The following is a 19,144-nucleotide window of genomic DNA, read 5'->3' on the forward strand; positions in this document are numbered from 1 at the left end:
TTGAGCCCGGTAGGGTGTCTGAGTATAATGGCGCGCTTCCATTTTCCCGCTCGGGAGCCCCCGCGATGCTGCGTATCAGCCAAGAAGCTCTGACCTTCGACGACATTCTCCTAGTGCCCGGTTATTCCGAGGTGCTTCCTAACGAAGTCAGTCTGAAGACCCGCCTTACCCGTGGCATCGAGCTGAACATTCCTCTGGTTTCTGCCGCCATGGACACCGTCACCGAAGCCCGTCTGGCAATCGCCATGGCTCAGGAAGGTGGCATCGGCATTATCCACAAGAACATGACCATCGAGCAGCAAGCTGCCGAAGTTCGCAAGGTCAAGAAGTTCGAAGCCGGTGTGGTCAAGGACCCAATCACCATCGAGGCTGACGCCACGGTTCGTGATCTGTTCGAACTGACCCGCATGCACAACATTTCCGGCGTTCCGGTGCTGCACGATGGCGACCTGGTCGGCATCGTCACTTCCCGTGACGTACGTTTCGAAACCCGTCTGGATGCCACCGTTCGTGAAGTGATGACGCCGAAAGAGCGTCTGGTCACTGTTCGCGAAGGCGCCGACAAGAACGAAGTCCGCGAGCTGCTGCACAAGCACCGCCTGGAAAAAGTCCTGATCGTCGACGACAAGTTTGCCCTCAAAGGCATGATGACCGTCAAAGACATCGAAAAAGCCAAGGCCTACCCGCTGGCCAGCAAGGACGACCAAGGTCGTCTGCGCGTCGGCGCTGCGGTCGGTACCGGTAAAGACACCGGTGACCGCGTTGCAGCCCTGGTCAATGCCGGCGTGGACGTGGTGGTGGTCGACACCGCACACGGTCACTCCAAAGGCGTGATCGACCGCGTTCGCTGGGTCAAAGAGAATTTCCCTGAAGTGCAGGTGATCGGCGGCAACATCGCCACCGGCGCAGCCGCCAAGGCCCTGGCCGAAGCCGGCGCCGACGCGGTCAAGGTCGGCATCGGCCCTGGCTCGATCTGCACCACCCGTATCGTCGCCGGTGTCGGCGTTCCGCAAATCAGTGCCATCGCCAACGTCGCCGCTGCCCTTGAAGGCACCGGTGTTCCGTTGATCGCCGACGGCGGCATCCGTTTCTCCGGTGACCTGTCCAAGGCCATCGTGGCCGGTGCTTCCTGCGTGATGATGGGCTCGATGTTCGCCGGTACCGAAGAAGCACCGGGCGAGATCGAACTGTTCCAGGGCCGTTCCTACAAGGCTTATCGCGGCATGGGTTCGCTGGGCGCCATGTCCCAGGCTCAAGGTTCTTCCGACCGTTACTTCCAGGACTCCTCGGCAGGCGCCGAGAAACTCGTTCCGGAAGGCATCGAAGGCCGTGTTCCTTACAAGGGCACCCTGAGCGCGATCATCCACCAGTTGATGGGCGGTCTGCGTTCTTCGATGGGTTACACCGGCAGCGCCAACATCGAAGAAATGCGCACCAAGCCTGAGTTCGTGCGGATCACCGGTGCCGGCATGGCCGAATCCCACGTTCACGACGTGCAGATCACCAAGGAAGCGCCAAACTACCGCGTAGGTTGAGGCTTCAAGCAAAACGTTAAATGACCGGGGCTGTTTTATTCAGCCCCGAGTCGTTTCTGAATCAAAGACTGTTTCTGAATTATTTAGACGAGACTGAATCATGGCCCTCGACATTCACGCTCACCGCATCCTGATCCTCGACTTCGGTTCGCAATACACCCAACTGATCGCCCGCCGCGTGCGCGAGATCGGTGTGTACTGCGAACTGCACCCGTTCGACATGGACGAAGATGCGATCCGCGAATTTGCGCCAAAAGGCGTGATCCTCGCCGGCGGTCCCGAGTCCGTGCACGAAGCCAACAGCCCGCGCTGCCCGCAAGCGGTGTTCGACCTGGGCGTACCGGTCTTCGGTATCTGCTACGGCATGCAGACCATGGCCGAACAACTGGGCGGCAAGGTTGAAGGCTCCGAGCTGCGTGAGTTCGGTTACGCCCGCGTTGACGTGGTCGGCAAGAGCCGCCTGCTCGACGGCATCGAAGACCACATCGACGCCGACGGCCTGTTCGGCCTCGACGTGTGGATGAGCCACGGTGACAAGGTCACCAGGATGCCGAGCGATTTCCACATCCTGGCCAGCACCCCGAGCTGCCCGATCGCCGGCATGTTCAACGACGAGCGCGCCTACTACGGCGTGCAGTTCCACCCGGAAGTGACCCACACCAAGCAGGGCGGTCGCATCCTGTCGCGTTTCGTTCTCGACATCTGCGGCTGTGAAGCCCTGTGGACTCCGTCGAAGATCGCCGAAGACGCCATCGCCAACATCCGCGCACAGGTCGGTACCGACAACGTGCTGCTGGGTCTGTCCGGCGGTGTGGATTCCTCGGTGGTTGCGGCGCTGCTGCACAAGGCCATCGGCGATCAACTGACCTGCGTCTTCGTCGACAACGGCCTGCTGCGTCTGCACGAAGGCGAGCAGGTTATGGCCATGTTCGCCGAGAACATGGGCGTCAAGGTGATCCGCGCCAACGCTGAAGACCAGTTCCTGAACAACCTGGCCGGCGAAGCCGATCCAGAGAAGAAGCGCAAGATCATCGGCCGCACCTTCATCGACGTGTTCGATGCCGAATCCTGCAAGCTGGACAACATCAAGTACCTGGCTCAGGGCACCATCTACCCGGACGTGATCGAGTCGGCTGGCGCGAAAAGCGGCAAGGCCCACGTGATCAAGTCGCACCACAACGTGGGCGGCCTGCCGGAAGAGATGAACCTGAAACTGGTCGAACCACTGCGCGAACTGTTCAAGGACGAAGTCCGTCGTCTGGGCCTGGAACTGGGCCTGCCGTACGACATGGTCTACCGTCACCCGTTCCCGGGCCCGGGCCTGGGCGTGCGCATCCTCGGCGAAGTGAAGAAGGAATACGCCGACCTGCTGCGTCGCGCCGACCACATTTTCATCGAAGAACTGCGCAAGGCCGACTGGTACCACAAGGTCAGCCAGGCCTTTGTAGTGTTCCAGCCAGTGAAATCGGTTGGCGTGGTCGGCGATGGCCGCCGTTACGCCTGGGTCGTGGCCCTGCGTGCGGTGGAAACCATCGACTTCATGACCGCCCGTTGGGCACACCTGCCTTACGAATTGCTGGAAACCGTTTCCGGCCGCATCATCAATGAAATCGAGGGTATCTCGCGCGTTACTTACGACGTGTCGAGCAAGCCGCCAGCGACCATTGAGTGGGAGTGATCCCGCGTCGCGCCATGACGGTGTGAGTGCTGGCAGTCCAAGGCCGCGTGAACAGTGTTCACGCGGCCTTTTTGTTGCCGCTTACAAAGGCCCGTGCCAGCCGGCCAGGGTCAGGCCCCGCTCGTTCAGCGCCTTGAGCAAGGCTTCGACGCTGCCGAAGCGCTTCTCATGGAGCGTGGGCCAGGCGGGACGCTCGATAAAATAGCGGCCGGATTCAAAGTGGATCGGCGTACGTGCAATCACGTTGTCGCGACCGCGGTGCAGAAGCAGCGTTTCGCGGGGCTCCTGTTTCAAGGTGTACATCCCCGGACGACTCAGCAATTGATCGATCTCCTTTTTCGTCCCGGCTTTCCACGGTGTTTGCACTTGCAGGCGGATATCACCTTTTACGCGGCCGGTCGGATTGCCGTTATGGTCAAGAAAAGTCTTGCCAGGGTCCGGTTCGAATCCGCGAGCCTCGCCGTAGCCGACATCCTCGATGCGCAGGCCGACGGCGTCTTCCAGCTCACTGACCCCTGCGACGCCCTCGAAGGTATTGGAGTGTGAATTGCCCATGAGCGCGGCCCATTTGTGCGGGCCGCGTGCGGCCTGGTCGGCCTCGATGATCGTGTGGGCAAAGAAGTTCATCATCTTCTGGCGGATTGTCGGGTCGAGGCCTCGCATGCCTTCCAGTCTGTAACTGGCCATGCAGTCGATGGCTTGGATGCGCACGCCGTGGCGGTTGGCCTCTTTCACCAGATTGAGAAAGGTGTAGCGCCGTGTCGGGTCGGTCATGTGACCCTGGTCGAGGCTTTCCAGATAAAGCTCAAGGTCCTGGGACATCACGGAAGTCCTGGCGAAGTTGTCCAGGGCTGCCTGATGGAAGTCCGTGAGCAGGTGTTCCATGTAAAGAGTTTTCACACCTTTGCGGGCCAGGGCCGGCATCTGTTCGATGAGCCACTGTTTACTGCCGATATCGGCATGGCTCTCACCGATGACCAGCCCCTGGAACCGAGCGAGCAATTGTTCGATGAATGACTCGGCTGTCACGGTCGGGTCTACAGTAGGCAGGACCGGACGCGGACGTAAGTTCAGCTCTGCGAAGAAACGCATGGCAGCTTCGCGCAGCTGCCTGCGCAGAGCCCTGAATGCGTTGAGGGGGGAGTGACTGTCGAGGCTCTCGAATGCATCGCCCAGTATGCGTTCATTGCCGATGACGGCGGCGTTCTTCAGTTCGCTGCGAAACGGTTTGGGAATGTCATAGGGCGAAGGGGTGGCAGCGGTGTCAGTCAGCGGCATTTCAGGAGTGGCCAACGTACCTGCGTCGGCAGGTTCGATGCCTGGGGTTTCTGGCGTTGCCATCGGATCGATTCGCACCCGTTTGAGCGTCAAGCCTTCATCTGCCAGCGCTTGTGTCAGCTCATGCACACTGTCGAAATGACGGCCGCTGACTGTCGCCCATCGGGGGCGAACGATGAAAAACCCTCCGGCATCCTGCTGGATCGGCGTATGTACCAGCGTCCCGTCGCCGCTGCGGTGGACCAGCGTGGACGGTTCCTGAAGCATGAACATGCCTCTTGCGGGCAAGGCCTCTTCCAGCGTGCGGGCGGAGGCCAACGGGGGCGGCGCATTCAATTGCAAACGCATGTCGCTTTTGATCAGATCGATGGGGTTGCCCAACAGGTCCCGCACCTTCTTGCCCGGGTCGGTCGATAACACGCCAGCCTTGCCCACGGGCAGTTCTTCGATGCGCAATGAAGCGGCACCCTCCAGCTCGCTGAGTCCGGCGACCTTGTCGAAGGTGCTGGCGCGTGCCTCATCTACCAGGGCTATCCAGCGATGGGATCCTCGTGCTGCTTGGTCGGCCCGGATCACCGCGTCGGAAAAATAATTCATCATCTTCCGGCTGCTGACCTCGGAGGTGTTCTCCATAGTCGGAAAGCGGCGGCTGGCCATGCAATCGATGGCTTGTACGCGGATATGGTTTTTCTGGGCGGCTTTCACCAGTTCCGTGTAGGAATGGGGGCCGGCAGGATCGGCAGCGAACCGGGTGTCGAGGGCTTTGAGATAGTCCTCAAGTGCGGGTGGCAGCTTGCCAGTCTTGTGGAACAAGTCCAGTTCCGCCTGATGGAAATCGGTCAGCAGATGATCCAGATACAGGGTTCTGACCTTCTGTTTGTTCAGTGCCTTGAAGTTGTCGATCAATACACCACGGGCGCCTGAAGCGGCGTTGTCTTGACCGAGCACCAGCCCCGGGACTTCCTTGAGCAGACGCTTGGTCATCTCCGCGAAGGGAGTCGCAGGCTTGAATGGTGGTATGGCTGGACGCGGAGGCAGATTCGGGGCGCTGAACGAGTCGATGGAGGCGTCATACAGGCTGCGACGCAGCATCTTGAAGTCCTGATAAACACTGTCGCTTCCCTGCAGGCTGTCCAGCGCAAAGTCATCGGTCTGGCCTTGCGCTACCGAGCGCAGCGTCGCTCTGTAGGGTTGAGGAACGTCATACGGCATGGGTTGCATCGCCACTTCGGGCAGCGGATCGGCAGTGTGTCCCCAGGGCCAGTCGCCGAATATTTTTCCGCCTCCCCTGAGGCCTGGGCGTGCGACAGGTTGCCACTTGAGTGCTTCGTTCAGGCGCACCGGCACGTTGCGATAAAACGAATAGGGATTGCTCGGATCGACGATAACCCAGCCGCGTATCTGCTCGACGTAGCGCACCTGGTAGAAGCCGTCGGATCCGGCACGGCGCATATAGATGTAATGCTTGCCGGAAGCGGTTTGAATGATTCCCTGCAGTTTCGGATTGCCGGTCTCCATCCGGGTGCTTTCGCCGATTTCGGTCTTGAACGATGCGAGAAAATCCTCCGGTGCCGCAGGCAATACCTGTTTCGGCGCGATCTCGGCCAGCGTTGGCAGCGGCGAACGGGCCAGTGCCGCTTCGGCGAGTTTTTCTTGCGGTGCGATGGACAGCGCCGTTTGAGCGAGTTCCTCTTCCGGTTCGATAAATGTTTCGGTTTCGGCAATTTCGGGCAGAAGCTCGCCGCCCTTGATGAAAAGGGCGTTGAACACGGTATCGATGGCCGTGAATATCGCCCCGGTCACGCCAGTCTTGCGCGCCTCTGGCGTCTTGCCATTGACTGCCTGGTCGATCTGCAGGCCAACGTTGGCGATGCCTGCACCGACCACCGCCAACGCCACCGGCCAGCCAACGGCTGCCATGGGACCGAACATGCGATTGAAAGCATTCAGATAGCCGACCCACAGTTTTTTACGCAGATCGCCATTGGAATGCATCATGAATTCCCCATCGCTGATCATGCGGGCGTGGGTGGCGGTTCCCAGAAAAGTGAACACATCGGTGGTCAGTGCATTGCCTGTACGGGCGACGAGGGAGTGATCGTCGCTGTCCCAGGTACTGACCAAGAGATCCAGCGCATGATTGAGTCCGACATTCTCGATATGCGGGGCGCGCCACAGTTCCGAGACGACTCCGGCGAGCGGGCCTAGTGCCCAGAGCCATCGCCGTTTCGCGACCGCACGCCATGACGTGTCCTCGATGATGTCGTGATCGGCGACCTGGAAATGCGCCATGAAGCGTTTTCGATCGGAAGGTTTTCTGATTTGCGACAGCACCCACCAATGCAGGTCGCGAGCGTTTTGCAAGGCATGCACCCCCCAGATTTCCCCCGGTACGTAAAGGATCACGCCGCCATGGCCATCGGTGATGCACAGGATGTCGGTCGCGACGAAACCGCCGATTTTCAGCAGGCCGATCCGCAAGCCGTCAGCCGGCAGGGCTTCGTCTTCGAGCATCTGGCGGGTGACCGGCCAGCTCACATTGCCGGCGACCGCTTTGACGGCCGTTCTGAAGTTGTCATCCGACAGCCGACCACTTTCACGATCCTCCATGGCCTTTGCCAGAAAGGTGCATTTGGCCAGGGACCTGAAGGTCTTTGCGTGTTTGCTCCAGAACGCATCGACTTTTTTCCGGTAACGATCGGCAAAGTTGATTCCCCAGAACGCTTTCAATACATCACTGCTGTGCAGGCGTACCTCGTTGCTCTCGTTGTAGGTGCCCGCCTCCGGTCCTGCGGTGTAGAAACCGGCATCGGCGTCGAGCAGGTCGGCGTTGTCCTGGTCGTGAACGCTGAATCGCTGGATCACCAGCTGTGGCAGGGTCATCGATTCACGCGGAGTTTCGAACAGGTGCTCCCAGCCTGTGAACGTTCGAGAGCTGCTTTGTGCTGCGTGAAACCGATGCCAATAAACCTGTTCGGGTTCCAGGTGGGCGAGGTCATGTCTGGCGAGGATGTCCTTGGCGATGGCGCAGGCCATTTCGTACATGTCGGGGCAGGCCGCGACCAGTGTCGGCACCAATGCCTTGAGCGCCTTGCGGTCGTCGGCGTTGGGCAGGGCGATGTCTTTTGTTGTGTCCACAGTCTTTCCTTGAGCGTGGTGGTTGAAAAAAACACCGCGATCATTTCAAGTGCAGGCACGACATGTCTGTCAGCTAGGGTGACGATTGATTGTCGTATTTGGGGAAAACCGGATAGGAAAACTCCGCAGCGAACGAGCGATCCGTAACCCGAGCGGGTCGAAATTGACCCGCCCGGTTTCCGATCAAGCTGGAAGACGGCTTTGGAGTTGCATTCCCATCTGCTTCAGTGCGCTGGATAACTGTTCAAGATTATCGTAGGGAACGCGGTTGACCGTCCCCCAGGATGGTCGATCAATGTAGTAGCGCCCATCCGCGAAAGTCTGAACGGGGGTTTGTACAACCTCGCCCGTCTGGCTGCGGTGAAACAATCGGTAGACCCCTTCGAAACGATCGAAAACATACATGCCTGCGCGATAAAGCAATTGATGGATCTGCAACTCGCTGCGGCTTACCAAAGGCGCTTCTGCGCGCAATAGCAGATCGGCGAAATGGGTATCGACGGTTCCGCGCAATGTCTGTGTCTGTGGATGGGGGCCGCGTTCTATCGCAACGCCTGGGTCTGGCTCAATGCGCTCGCCCTGTCCCGGATCGACTTCCTCGATCCGAACGCCGATTCCACCTTTCAGTTCGCTGATACCGGCCACCCCTCTGAACGTATTGGTATTTTCGACTCCCGTCAGCACCACCCACTTGCCAACGTCATTCATGGTCTCGTCGATGAACATGATGTCGGCTGTCAGGTGGGTGGTCGCCATCTGCTGTTCAGGCAGCGTGAGCGCAACGGGTTTTTTGTAGGTCGCCGCACAATCGGTGGCCTGGACCCGAATACCGTTTTGTCGGGCCGTCCTGACCAGCGCCAGTTCGTCAAACTGCGCTGCGGGATCGGTGCCGAGCCGGCTCAGGTACAGTTGCAGGTCTTCGGACATGACGCCGGACCTGAAGTAGTCATTCAGTTCGACCTGGGCAAAGTCATTGAGCAATCGACGTACGTAGAGTGTCTTGACTCCATTGCGCGCCAGCACGGGCATGTTCTGGATGATCAATCGCATGCTGGTGATACGGTCCGGGGTCTCGCCAATGACCAGGCCGGGCGCTTCTTCGAGTGCCTGTGCAATGAAGTCGGCGAAGGTCGTCGAGGGCGTGACCGCCGGAATCGGCGGGCGTGGAGGCAGGTTCGCCCATGGAAGGTTGCCGAAGAAGCGTCTGGCGGAAGTCAGGAGTGCGCTCACCTTGTCGGCGCAATACAGCGCATAACGGTCTGGAGCGATAAACCCGCCATCGGGACCAATCTGCAGACGGACATGGGTTTCGCGCAGTTGCAGCGCCCAGCGTTTCAGCTCGAGCCGTCGTGCCCCGGCAACGTCATAGGGCGTCTGGACCTGATGGATCGCATTGGAGGTCGAAGGCTGGGGTTCGGCAGGGGGTGGGGCAGATGAAGCGACGGGTTCTACGGGCTGCGCGGATTCCTCGGGTGTCGGCTCGAGCTCGTCGAGTTCCAGTACCACGTCTACGGTGCATTGTTTGCCGAGGCATTGACCGCCGCCCTTGAGGCCCAACTGAGTCATGCGCTCCCAAACCCCTTCGTCATTCAAGCGCACCGGCATTGCATGGATAAGCTGATTGGGTCTCACCGGATCGACGATCGCCCAGAATCCGCCGCCCTGTGAGTCGGTGAAGTAGCGGACGTAATAAGCCGTGTCGTTCATGACGATGGCGTAGGGAGGGTCGGTATTCAGCCTGTAGATACCCTGAAACTTGCCAGTCTCGGACACCGGCGTCAGACCTTCCAGCAGTTCGTTCGATCGATAGTGTGGGGGAATCTCAGGCACCTGCACGGTTTCAGGCCTTGTCGAAGACAACTCCTCCAGGGCCGGAAACACTTCATTCGGATGTTCCGGCTCCAGTTCGGTTGCCGTATCGGCCTCGGCCATTTCTCTGGCCTCGACGGCTGGCGACGCACCATCGAACTCGGCAAGAAACGGCAGGTTGAACAACGCATCGATACCACTGACGATTGCTCCGATCACTCCATCCTTGCGCTCCGCGGCAGTCTTGCCGTTGACCGCCTGATCAATGTTCAGCCCCATGCTGGCGAGGCTGGCGCCGATCACCGGCAATGCCACGGGCCAGCCGACGACGGCCATCGGACCCAGTACTTTGAGACCGGCGCTCAAGTAGCCGATCCACAGCTTCTTGCGCAGATCGCCATTTGAGGTCAGGGAAAGGTCGGCTTCAGCGAACATGGCGTTGCGGGTGGAATCACGAAGCCAGCTGAACGCGTCCTCGCTGACTGCCTGTTCATTCTGATTGATAAGGTGATGATCGCCGTGCCCCCAGGTGGCGACCAGGCGATTCATCAGATCGCTGATGTTCTCGGTCATCGAGTGCCGGTCGGCCAGCGGGAAGTGTTTGAGGAACAGCTCGCGCGGCGCGTTTTCGTTCAGTTGTTGCAGAGCCCACCAGTGCAGCTCGTAAGGTGTATTCAGTACATGGAATGCCTGAGTGTCTCCGGGGACGTAAACGATATGCCGCCCCTTTGAATCGATGATGCGCAGGATGTCCGTGGCGACATGGCCGGCGATATCCAGGGTGTAGACCTGCGCGCCATGGACGCCCCCGGTTTCTGTTTGCAGGGTGTGCAGGTCGACGGGCCAGGTCAGCGGGCCGATGACCGCATTGACCACTGTCAGAAAGTCATCGTCACTCAGGTGACCGAGCTCCCGCGCTTCGACGGCTTTGCCGAGGAAGCTGCATTTTGCCAGGGTGCGGAACTCGCCGGAGTGGTTGTTCCAGAAGGTTTGCAGTTCGTTGCGGTAACGCTCGCTGAAGTTGATGTCCCAGAACGCCCTGAGCACCTCGTTGCCGTGCAGGCGAACCTCGTTGGTTGCATCGAAGTTTTCGGCGTCAGGCCCTGCGCTGTAAAAGCCCCCGTACAGATCCAGCAAGTCGGCATTGTCCTGATCGGTGACCCGGAATCGCTGAATCACCAGTTGCGTCAGGGTCAGGCTTTCATAGGGTTTTTCACCATAGTGCTGCCAGCCGGTGAAGGAGACGGCCAGGCTCTGCGCGGTTCTGAATCGGTGGTAATAGACGTGATCGGGGTCAAGGTCGGTAAGGCTGTGTCTGACCAGCAGCTCTTTGGCTACCCGATGGGCTGTGTCGTTGAGGCTCGGGCAAGCCGTGACGACCTGGGTGGCGATGATCTTGAGCGCGGCTTTGTCGGCAGCGTTGGGCAGTGAGCGGGGTTCTGCTGTGTTCATTGGCTCTGATCCTTGAGAAGAGGGCTGGAGAATGAGCCATTCGTTCCAGGGCGGTGCGGTACATATCTACCACCCGCCGGTGGACGGATCTGCGGCCATCCGCCGCGTCACCCTTACTGTTTCGCAAGCGCAGGTGTATCGTATTCGCCTTTTGCGGGCGCCCTGGCCTGCGGCTGATCTGTGAGGTAGTTGTGTCCATGTCCTTTTCCCGTCGACAAATCCTCGGTGGCCTGGCCGGTCTGGCAGTGGTTGGCGCGGGGGCCGGCGGCGCGACGCGTTACTGGTTGGGCAAGGTTGCGGATGCCAACGCCGGTCACGACTACGAACTGATCGCCGCGCCACTGGATGTCGAGTTGGTGCCAGGGCACAAGACTGAAGCCTGGGCCTTCGGCCCGTCGGCACCGGGCACCGAATTGCGCGTGCGTCAGGGTGAGTGGCTGCGGGTGCGATTTATCAACCATCTGCCGGTGGCGACGACCATTCACTGGCACGGCATCCGCCTGCCGCTGGAAATGGACGGTGTGCCTTACGTATCGCAACTGCCGGTGCTGCCGGGCGAATACTTCGATTACAAATTCCGTGTGCCGGACGCCGGCAGCTATTGGTATCACCCGCACGTCAGCAGCAGCGAAGAACTCGGTCGCGGGCTGGTCGGGCCGCTGATCGTCGAGGAGCGCGAGCCGACCGGATTCAAGTACGAAAAGACCCTCAGCCTGAAGAACTGGCACATCGACGACGAGGGCAACTTCGTCGAGTTCAGCATCCCGCGCGAAGCGGCCCGTGGCGGTACGGCGGGGCGGCTGTCGACCATCAACGGCGTACCTTCGCCGGTGATCGAGCTGCCGGCGGGGCAGATCACCCGCGTACGCTTGCTCAACCTCGACAACACCCTGACCTATCGCATCAACATTCCCGGCGTCGAAGCGCAGATCTATGCGCTGGACGGCAACCCGGTCGAGCCGCGCCCGTTGGGCAAGGAGTACTGGCTCGGTCCCGGCATGCGCATCTGCCTGGCGATCAAGGCACCGCCGGCCGGTGAGGAACTGTCGCTGCGCAATGGCCCGGTGCGTCTGGGCACCCTGCGTTCGGTGGCCAACAATGATGCGCCGACCGACTGGCCGAAAGCGCTGCCGGCCAACCCGGTGGCCGAGCCGGACCTGGCCAATGCCGAGAAACTCAACTTCAATTTCGAATGGGTCGGGTCGGTGTCGGTGAATGTCGACAACGGCAAACCGCCGAGCCTGTGGCAGATCAACGGCAAGGCCTGGGACATCACCGACAAGACCTGCGCCGACCGGCCGATCGCCAGCCTGAAACTGGGCCAGAGCTATATTTTCGAACTGAAGAACATGACCCAGTACCAGCACCCGATCCACCTGCACGGCATGAGCTTCAAGGTGATTGCGTCGAACCGGCACAAGATCGTGCCGTACTTCACCGACACCTACCTGCTGGGCAAGAACGAGCGCGCGCAAGTGGCGCTGGTGGCGGATAACCCGGGGGTGTGGATGTTCCACTGCCACGTGATCGACCACATGGAAACCGGCCTGATGGCCGCCATCGAGGTGAAGTGATGCGCCAGATTCGCCCCGCGGCGATCATCGACCGCAGCCGTGACCGCGACTTCATGCGCGAGGCGCTGGAGTTGGCGGCCCAAGGCGCGGCCCTCGGCGAAGTGCCGGTGGGTGCGGTGCTGGTGCAGGACGGCGAGATCATTGGTCGTGGTTTCAACTGCCCGATCAGCACCAGCGATCCCAGCGCACACGCAGAAATGGTCGCGATCCGCGCCGCCGCGCAAGCGGTGGATAACTATCGTCTGCCGGGCAGCACGCTCTACGTGACGCTGGAACCGTGCAGCATGTGCGCCGGGCTGATCGTGCATTCGCGGATTGCCCGTGTGGTGTACGGCGCGCTGGAGCCCAAGGCCGGGATTGTGCAGAGCCAGGGGCAGTTCTTCACTCAGGGCTTTCTCAACCATCGAGTGCTGTATGAAGGCGGGGTGCTGGCGCAGGAGTGTGGGGCGGTATTGACCGAGTTCTTCCGGGCACGGCGCGCGAAATCCACAGACTGAACACAAAACCAATGTGGGAGCGGGCTTGCTCGCGAAGAGGGAGTGCCAGGCGACATTGATGTACCTGACACATCGCCTTCGCGAGCAAGCCCGCTCCCACAGGGGATCTCCTATTTCCGGAGGTCGGGGTTACTTCTTCGCGACAATCACCGCCCGCATCGGCGCCGGCAGTCCTTCGATCGTCTTGCTGTGATCCTCAGGATCAAGGAAATCGCTCAGCGACTGATACTTCATCCACTCGGTCCCGCGCTGTTCTTCAACGGTGGTGGTGCTGACATCCACGCATTTCACATCGGTGAAACCGGCACGACGCAACCACAATTCCAGCGCCGGCACCGACGGCAGGAACCACACGTTACGCATCTGCGCATAACGGTCTTCCGGCACCAGCACCTGATGCTTGTCGCCCTCGACCACCAGCGTTTCCAGCACCAGTTCGCCACCCTTCACCAGGCAATCCTTCAGCGCCAGCAAATGCTCGATAGGCGAGCGGCGGTGATAGAAAACACCCATGGAAAACACCGTGTCGAAGCCTTCGAGGTTTGGCGGCAGGTCTTCGAACGGGAAGGGCAAGTGCCAGGCATTCGGCTCTGACAGATAACGCTGCACCGCCTGGAACTGGCAGAAGAACAGCCAGTTCGGATCGACGCCGATCACGCTGTCGGCGCCGGCACCGAGCATGCGCCACATGTAGTAGCCGTTGCCGCAACCGACATCGAGGATGCGTTTGCCCTTCAGATCCAGATGCGGGGAGACCCGCGACCACTTCCAGTCCGAGCGCCATTCGGTGTCGACGTGCACGCCGAACAGATCGAACGGCCCCTTGCGCCACGGCGACAGGCCCATCAGCGCCGTACGCATTTGCGCGCGGGTTTCATCGTCGCAATCGGTGTCGAGTTTCAGGCCGTCGAGCAAGTCGACTTCGGTCGGCTGGATCTTTGGCAGGGCATCCAGCGCACTTTGCCAGCGCTCCAGATCGCCGTGGCCCTTCTCCATTTTCTTGTCGAGCTGCACTTGCAGGGTGCTGGCCCATTCGGCCAGCGGCGTGCCGGCCAGACGGCGGGCGAGGGGGGACAGATCAATCATGGCAAGGCAATCAACGAGGCAAAGTTAAGACACTGGAACCACGGCACGACTTTCGAGAACCCGGCGGCCAGCAGGCGTTCGCGGTGTTCTTCGAGGCTGTCGGGCTTCATGACGTTTTCGATGGCGCTGCGCTTCTGGGCGATTTCCAGTTCGCTGTAGCCGTTGGCGCGTTTGAACGCGACGTGCAGATCGGTCAGCAGCGCGTGTTCCTCGGCATCGTTGAAGCGCAGCTTCTCCGACAGAATCAGCGCGCCGCCCGGCAGCAACGATTGGCGGATGCGCGCCAGCAATGCCGTACGCTGATCCGGAGCGATGAATTGCAGGGTGAAGTTCAGCGCCACCACCGAGGCCGGTTTGAAGTCGAGGGCGAGGATGTCGCCTTCGATCACCTCGACCGGCAGCAACTCCTGGAACATCGAATCCTGACCGTTGAGGTACTCGCGGCAGCGTTCGACCATCGCCGCCGAGTTATCCACCGCGATCACCCGGCAACCGTCAGTGCGCACATGGCGACGCAGGGCTTGGGTCACCGCACCGAGCGATGAGCCGAGGTCGTAGAGCACGCTGTTCGGTTGGGCGAATTGTGCCGCCAGCACGCCGAGGTTTTCGACGATGGTCGGATAACCCGGCACCGAGCGCTTGATCATGTCCGGGAACACCCGCACCACGTCCTCATTGAAGGCGAAGTCAGGCACCTGGGCCATCGGCTGGGCGAAAATGCGATCGGGTTCTTTGCTCACGGCGGTTCCGGCGGTGTCGATGAAAAGGCCGGCATTTTAGCCAAACTGACGCGCAGATGCGCGGGTTGTCTGATAAACCGCTTTGCTGCGGGTGATCGTTCCCACGCTCCGCGTGGGAATGCATCCCGTGACGCTCTGCGTCACTTACGCAAAGACGCAGCGCGTAGTAACGATCGGTTTCAGAGGTCGGGACGTTTGGTTTGGGAGAACGCCGATGCCGCAATCCCCCACTGCCCCAGCCAGTAACTGAGGATGATGATGTAAGGCGCCGCATTGAACGGTGACACGAACCGGTTGATGCCGATCACGCTATCGGAGAACACGAACGCCACCGCGCCGCCCGCCGCCAGCAACGCCGAACGCTGAGGTACGCCGCTGCCGAGCCGGGCCAGGGCGCGCCAGAGCATGGCGCTGATGGCCGTTCCGTAAACGATCACCGGCACGGTCAGCGGCCCCAATCCGCTGGAAATCAGGATGCCCAACAACACGGCGCCCACACTGAGCGCCAGGATCAGCGGCAGCAGGGCCACGCGCCTGCAATCGCTGAGGTAAGCCTTGAGGTACGCCAGATGCGCAACCAGAAACGCACCGAGGCCAAACACAAACAGATCCCCCGGCCACGCCAGCAACACATCGCCGAGCAGCGAGAAAATCAGACCGAGGCTGATCCAGCGGCGGTAATCACTTGGCGGTGCGTCATGCAGCCAGCCGAGCAGCGCCAGTACCGGCAACGGCTTGACCAACAGGCAGAGCAGCGCCGCGTGGGTGCTCAGGCCGTAGAGGAAAGTCACCGCGCCCATCAGCGCGAGGATCAGCCAGCCCACGATCAGTTCACCGAAATGGCGCAGTCAAAGGTCTCCACCGGCAACACTTCCGGCGCCCAGGGTTGCTGCGAAGTCAGGCGCAGGCGCCCGGTGCCGGTTGCGAAGGCCTGGAAGCGCCAGGTCGAGAGACCGGCCGCGCCGACCACGCCGGCATCTTCCGGATTGCTGTAGACCTCGGGGCTGAGGGCGCGCAATACGCCGCCGGCAGAATCCTGGATGGCCCAGCGGTAGCCGGTGGTGGGGTTGCTCGGGAGCGTGACGATGAGGTTTTGCCCGTTGGTCAGCCGCACCGGGCATTGGCTCTGTTTTTCCACGGTCACGTTGGTTTTCGGTTGCGTGGCACAGGCGGCCAGCAGGGCGAGGGACAGGGGGACAAACAGGCGAAGGGGGGACATGAATTCAGCGGCTCCGGCGTTGGCGACGAACGGCGAGCATAACTGAAGATGAGACAAAGTGTGACAACGCCAAGCTTGGCGTCATTCTTCAGCATCGCCGGCCCTCACCCTAACCCTCTCCCAGAGGGAGAGGGGACCGACCGAGGTGTCTTTTGGGATACATCGACCTGAAAGATCGAGTTGATTACGGATTCAGTGAAGAGCTTTCAGGTCGGCGTATCTCTTAAATATCCCCCACTCGGCTCCCTCTCCCTCCGGGAGAGGGCTGGGGTGAGGGGCTACGATGCCAGCCCCCCTCAATACCTCAAGACGAAATCAAAAAAGCACCTTCGCCACATCCGCAAACTTCTTGGCGAAATGCACGGTAATGCCTTCCTTCAGGTAGTCCGGCAACTCTTCAAAGTTTCCGCGATTCGGCTCCGGCAGAATCAACTCGAAGATCTTCTGCCGCCGCGCCGCAATCACCTTCTCGCGCACCCCGCCAATCGGCAGTACATGCCCGGTCAGCGTCAGCTCGCCGGTCATCGCCACACCTTTTTTCGGCGCCTGATTACGGGCGAGGGAGAGCAGGGCACTGGCCATGGTCACGCCGGCGCTCGGGCCGTCTTTCGGTGTCGCGCCTTCCGGCACGTGCAGGTGAACGAAGGCTTCGTCGAAGAATTTCGGATCGCCACCGAAGGATTTGAGGTGCGAACTGACGTAGCTGTAGGCGATCTCCGCCGACTCCTTCATCACATCGCCCAGTTGCCCGGTGAGTTTGAAACCACGATTCAAGGTGTGAATCCGCGTGGCCTCGATCGGCAAGGTCGCGCCGCCCATGCTGGTCCAGGCGAGCCCTGTAATCACACCAGTGCCGGACAGCACCTGCTCGTTACGGAACACCGGATGTCCAAGCGAGGCTTCGAGGTCTTTCGGGCCGATCTTGATCACCGCTTTCGGATCCTCGATCAGCTTCATCACCGCTTTGCGCACCAGTTTGCCCATCTGTTTTTCCAGCTGGCGCACGCCGGCCTCACGGGCGTAACCGTCGATCAAAGCCTTGAGGGCGGTGTCGCTGATGCTCAGGCTGCCCTTGGACACGCCGGCCTTTTCCAGCAGTTTCGGCCACAGGTGACGCTTGGCGATGGCGACTTTTTCTTCGGTGATATAGCCCGACAGGCGAATCACTTCCATCCGGTCCAGCAGCGGGCCGGGGATCGAATCCAAGGTGTTGGCGGTGCACACGAACAAGACTTTCGACAGGTCCATCCGCAGGTCCAGATAGTGGTCGAGGAATTCGACGTTCTGTTCCGGATCAAGCGTTTCCAGCAGCGCCGAGGCCGGGTCGCCCTGATAGCTCTGGCCCATCTTGTCGATCTCGTCGAGCATGATCACCGGGTTCATCACTTCGACGTCTTTCAGCGCCTGCACGAGTTTGCCCGGCTGCGCGCCGATGTAGGTGCGGCGGTGGCCCTTGATTTCGGCTTCGTCGCGCATGCCGCCGAGGCTGAAGCGGTAGAACGGCCGGCCGAGGGATTCGGCGATGGATTTGCCGACGCTGGTTTTGCCCACGCCCGGCGGGCCGACCAGCAGCACGATGGAGCCGCTGATCTCGCCTTTGTAGGCACCGACCGCGAGGAATTCGAGGATCCGGTCCTTGATGTCCTCGAGCCCTGCGTGGTGCTTGTCCAGCACCTTGCGCGCGTGCTTGAGGTCGAGCTTGTCCTCGCCGTACACGCCCCATGGCACCGAGGTCGCCCAGTCGAGGTAGTTGCGGGTGACCGCGTATTCCGGCGATCCGGTTTCGAGGATCGACAGTTTGTTCATCTCTTCTTCGAGGCGTTTCTGCACCTGCGTCGGCAGGACCTTGCCTTCCAGGCGCTGCTCGAACTGTTCGAGGTCGGCGCTGCGGTCGTCCTTGGTCAGGCCGAGTTCCTGCTGGATGACCTTGAGCTGTTCTTTAAGGAAGAACTCGCGCTGATGCTCGCCGATCTTGCGGTTCACTTCGGCGGAGATTTCTTTTTGCAGGCGCGCGACTTCGACTTCCTTGCGCAGCATCGGCAGGACTTTTTCCATGCGCTTGAGCATCGGCACGCAGTCCAGCACTTCCTGCAGCTCATTACCTGTCGCCGAAGTGAGGGCGGCGGCGAAGTCGGTCAGCGGCGACGGATCGTTGGGGCTGAAGCGGTTGAGGTAGTTCTTCAGCTCTTCGCTGTACAGCGGGTTGAGCGGCAGCAGTTCCTTGATCGCGTTGATCAGCGCCATGCCATAGGCCTTGACCTCGTCGGTCGGCTCGGTGGGCTGGTGCGGGTATTCGACTTCCACCAGATACGGCGGGCGATGGTGCTTGAGCCAGGTCTTGATGCGTACGCGGCTCAGGCCCTGGGCGACAAATTGCAGTTTGCCGTTTTCGCGGCTGGCGTGGTGCACCTTGACCAGGGTGCCGTATTGCGGCAACGCCTTGGTGTCGAAGTGGCGCGGGTCTTCCTGGGGCGTGTCCATGAAGAACAGGGCAAGGGAGTGGTGTTCGGATTTGCTGACCAGTTCGAGGGTTTCGGCCCAGGGTTCTTCGTTGACGATGACCGGCAGAACCTGCGCCGGGAAGAACGGGCGGTTGTGGATCGGGATGATGTAGACCTTGTCCGGCAGGTTCTGGCCGGGCAGGGCCAGGCCTTTGCCGGGGACGTGGTGTTCGATGTGTTCGGCGTCGGTTTCGGTGATGTCGTCGGGGTTCTCGGGGAATTCTTGCTGGTCGCTCATGGGGCACCTGCGCAATTGGGTATGGCTGTTAGATGGGGCAGGGTTTGGGTGGTTTCAATGGGGGTGGGTGTTTCTGCTTGTGTGTTCAGGGTTTTGACAGGGTTTTGGGGTTGGGCTTGGCGGCCTTTGGGCCGACCATGCTCTGGGTGTTTTGAGTGAATATCCGTTGCTTCGGGTGTTGCGGCTGGCGGTTCCGCTCTTACAGCGGGTCACTTTGGCAAACGCCCCAAAGTAACCAAAGGTCTTGGCCCCTGCGTTCGGCGCCTCGCTGTGGCTCGGCGTTCCTTCGTTCCGGGATTCATCCGGGGGCATCGCCTACGGTTTGCTTCGCTGCACCTCCTCTCGATGCATGCGGCTGCGCCGCACGGTCGCTGCGCTCCCACCCCCGGATAAATCCCT

The 19,144-nt window shown here is 60.7% G+C and carries 12 protein-coding genes; 5 read left to right on the forward strand and 7 right to left on the reverse strand.

Annotated elements, in window-relative coordinates:
• The first annotated feature begins 65 nt into the window (after positions 1 to 65).
• Both guaB and guaA read left to right on the forward strand, forming a co-directional pair.
• The gene (gene guaB, locus L6D74_RS26840; RefSeq protein ID WP_011335798.1) at positions 66 to 1,535 is read left to right on the forward strand and encodes an IMP dehydrogenase; all 1,470 of its coding nucleotides are present in this window, start codon (positions 66 to 68) and stop codon (positions 1,533 to 1,535) included.
• Between the two features lie 100 nt (positions 1,536 to 1,635).
• Positions 1,636 to 3,213 carry a glutamine-hydrolyzing GMP synthase gene (guaA, locus tag L6D74_RS26845; RefSeq protein WP_064599229.1) on the forward strand — a complete coding sequence of 526 codons (1,578 nt, stop codon included), beginning with the start codon at positions 1,636 to 1,638 and terminating at the stop codon, positions 3,211 to 3,213.
• 81 nt (positions 3,214 to 3,294) lie between these two features.
• On the opposite strand, the gene L6D74_RS26850 is transcribed toward guaA, so the two are convergent.
• Entirely contained in the window at positions 3,295 to 7,566 is a 4,272-nt protein-coding gene (locus L6D74_RS26850; protein WP_373874493.1) for a membrane-targeted effector domain-containing toxin, read from the reverse strand.
• A gap of 246 nt (positions 7,567 to 7,812) precedes the next feature.
• Entirely contained in the window at positions 7,813 to 10,890 is a 3,078-nt protein-coding gene (locus L6D74_RS26855; protein ID WP_236191100.1) for a membrane-targeted effector domain-containing toxin, read from the reverse strand.
• Positions 10,891 to 10,921: 31 nt separating this feature from the next.
• Here L6D74_RS26855 and L6D74_RS26860 point away from each other — a divergent pair, with 31 nt between their 5' ends.
• The 3 genes from L6D74_RS26860 to tadA are packed head-to-tail and all read left to right on the forward strand — an operon-like array spanning position 10,922 to position 12,961.
• Positions 10,922 to 11,074 (forward strand): hypothetical protein, encoded by a 153-nt coding sequence (locus L6D74_RS26860; RefSeq protein WP_156669359.1) that lies wholly within the window; start codon positions 10,922 to 10,924, stop codon positions 11,072 to 11,074.
• A 13-nt stretch (positions 11,075 to 11,087) separates the two neighbouring features.
• Positions 11,088 to 12,464, forward strand: a complete 1,377-nt coding sequence (locus tag L6D74_RS26865) for a multicopper oxidase family protein (RefSeq protein WP_064599224.1) — start codon at positions 11,088 to 11,090, stop codon at positions 12,462 to 12,464.
• Positions 12,464 to 12,961 carry a tRNA adenosine(34) deaminase TadA gene (tadA, locus tag L6D74_RS26870; protein ID WP_236191102.1) on the forward strand — a complete coding sequence of 166 codons (498 nt, stop codon included), beginning with the start codon at positions 12,464 to 12,466 and terminating at the stop codon, positions 12,959 to 12,961. Before L6D74_RS26865 ends, tadA begins: the two co-directional genes overlap by 1 nt.
• A 129-nt stretch (positions 12,962 to 13,090) precedes the next feature.
• Here tadA and cmoB read toward each other — a convergent pair whose 3' ends face one another.
• The 5 genes from cmoB to lon form a co-directional block, all read right to left on the reverse strand.
• A complete protein-coding gene (cmoB, locus tag L6D74_RS26875) occupies positions 13,091 to 14,047 on the reverse strand; it encodes a tRNA 5-methoxyuridine(34)/uridine 5-oxyacetic acid(34) synthase CmoB (protein WP_064599221.1) in 957 nt (318 codons plus the stop codon).
• Entirely contained in the window at positions 14,044 to 14,751 is a 708-nt protein-coding gene (gene cmoA, locus L6D74_RS26880) for a carboxy-S-adenosyl-L-methionine synthase CmoA (RefSeq protein ID WP_236191106.1), read from the reverse strand. The genes cmoB and cmoA overlap by 4 nt, the downstream gene beginning before the upstream one ends.
• Positions 14,752 to 14,966: 215 nt before the next feature.
• Positions 14,967 to 15,611 carry a lysoplasmalogenase gene (locus L6D74_RS26885; protein WP_236191104.1) on the reverse strand — a complete coding sequence of 215 codons (645 nt, stop codon included), beginning with the start codon at positions 15,609 to 15,611 and terminating at the stop codon, positions 14,967 to 14,969.
• A 2-nt stretch (positions 15,612 to 15,613) separates the two neighbouring features.
• Positions 15,614 to 16,006 (reverse strand): protease inhibitor I42 family protein, encoded by a 393-nt coding sequence (locus L6D74_RS26890; protein WP_064599218.1) that lies wholly within the window; start codon positions 16,004 to 16,006, stop codon positions 15,614 to 15,616.
• 315 nt (positions 16,007 to 16,321) lie between these two features.
• Positions 16,322 to 18,745, reverse strand: coding sequence for an endopeptidase La (lon, locus tag L6D74_RS26895; protein WP_064599217.1), 2,424 nt, complete (start codon positions 18,743 to 18,745; stop codon positions 16,322 to 16,324).
• Between the last annotated feature and the right edge of the window lie 399 nt (positions 18,746 to 19,144).

This window comes from Pseudomonas pharyngis (assembly GCF_021602345.1).
GTDB classification, from domain to species: domain Bacteria; phylum Pseudomonadota; class Gammaproteobacteria; order Pseudomonadales; family Pseudomonadaceae; genus Aquipseudomonas; species Aquipseudomonas pharyngis.

Bases quoted from the DNA above. Each gene is read 5' to 3' on its own strand.
- guaB (WP_011335798.1), top strand. From the start codon at position 66: ATGCTGCGTATCAGCCAAGAAGCTCTGACCTTCGACGACATTCTCCTA.
- guaA (WP_064599229.1), top strand. From the start codon at position 1,636: ATGGCCCTCGACATTCACGCTCACCGCATCCTGATCCTCGACTTCGGT.
- L6D74_RS26855 (WP_236191100.1), bottom strand. From the start codon at position 10,890: ATGAACACAGCAGAACCCCGCTCACTGCCCAACGCTGCCGACAAAGCC.
- L6D74_RS26860 (WP_156669359.1), top strand. From the start codon at position 10,922: ATGAGCCATTCGTTCCAGGGCGGTGCGGTACATATCTACCACCCGCCG.
- L6D74_RS26865 (WP_064599224.1), top strand. From the start codon at position 11,088: ATGTCCTTTTCCCGTCGACAAATCCTCGGTGGCCTGGCCGGTCTGGCA.
- tadA (WP_236191102.1), top strand. From the start codon at position 12,464: ATGCGCCAGATTCGCCCCGCGGCGATCATCGACCGCAGCCGTGACCGC.
- cmoB (WP_064599221.1), bottom strand. From the start codon at position 14,047: ATGATTGATCTGTCCCCCCTCGCCCGCCGTCTGGCCGGCACGCCGCTG.
- cmoA (WP_236191106.1), bottom strand. From the start codon at position 14,751: ATGGCCCAGGTGCCTGACTTCGCCTTCAATGAGGACGTGGTGCGGGTG.
- L6D74_RS26890 (WP_064599218.1), bottom strand. From the start codon at position 16,006: ATGTCCCCCCTTCGCCTGTTTGTCCCCCTGTCCCTCGCCCTGCTGGCC.
- lon (WP_064599217.1), bottom strand. From the start codon at position 18,745: ATGAGCGACCAGCAAGAATTCCCCGAGAACCCCGACGACATCACCGAA.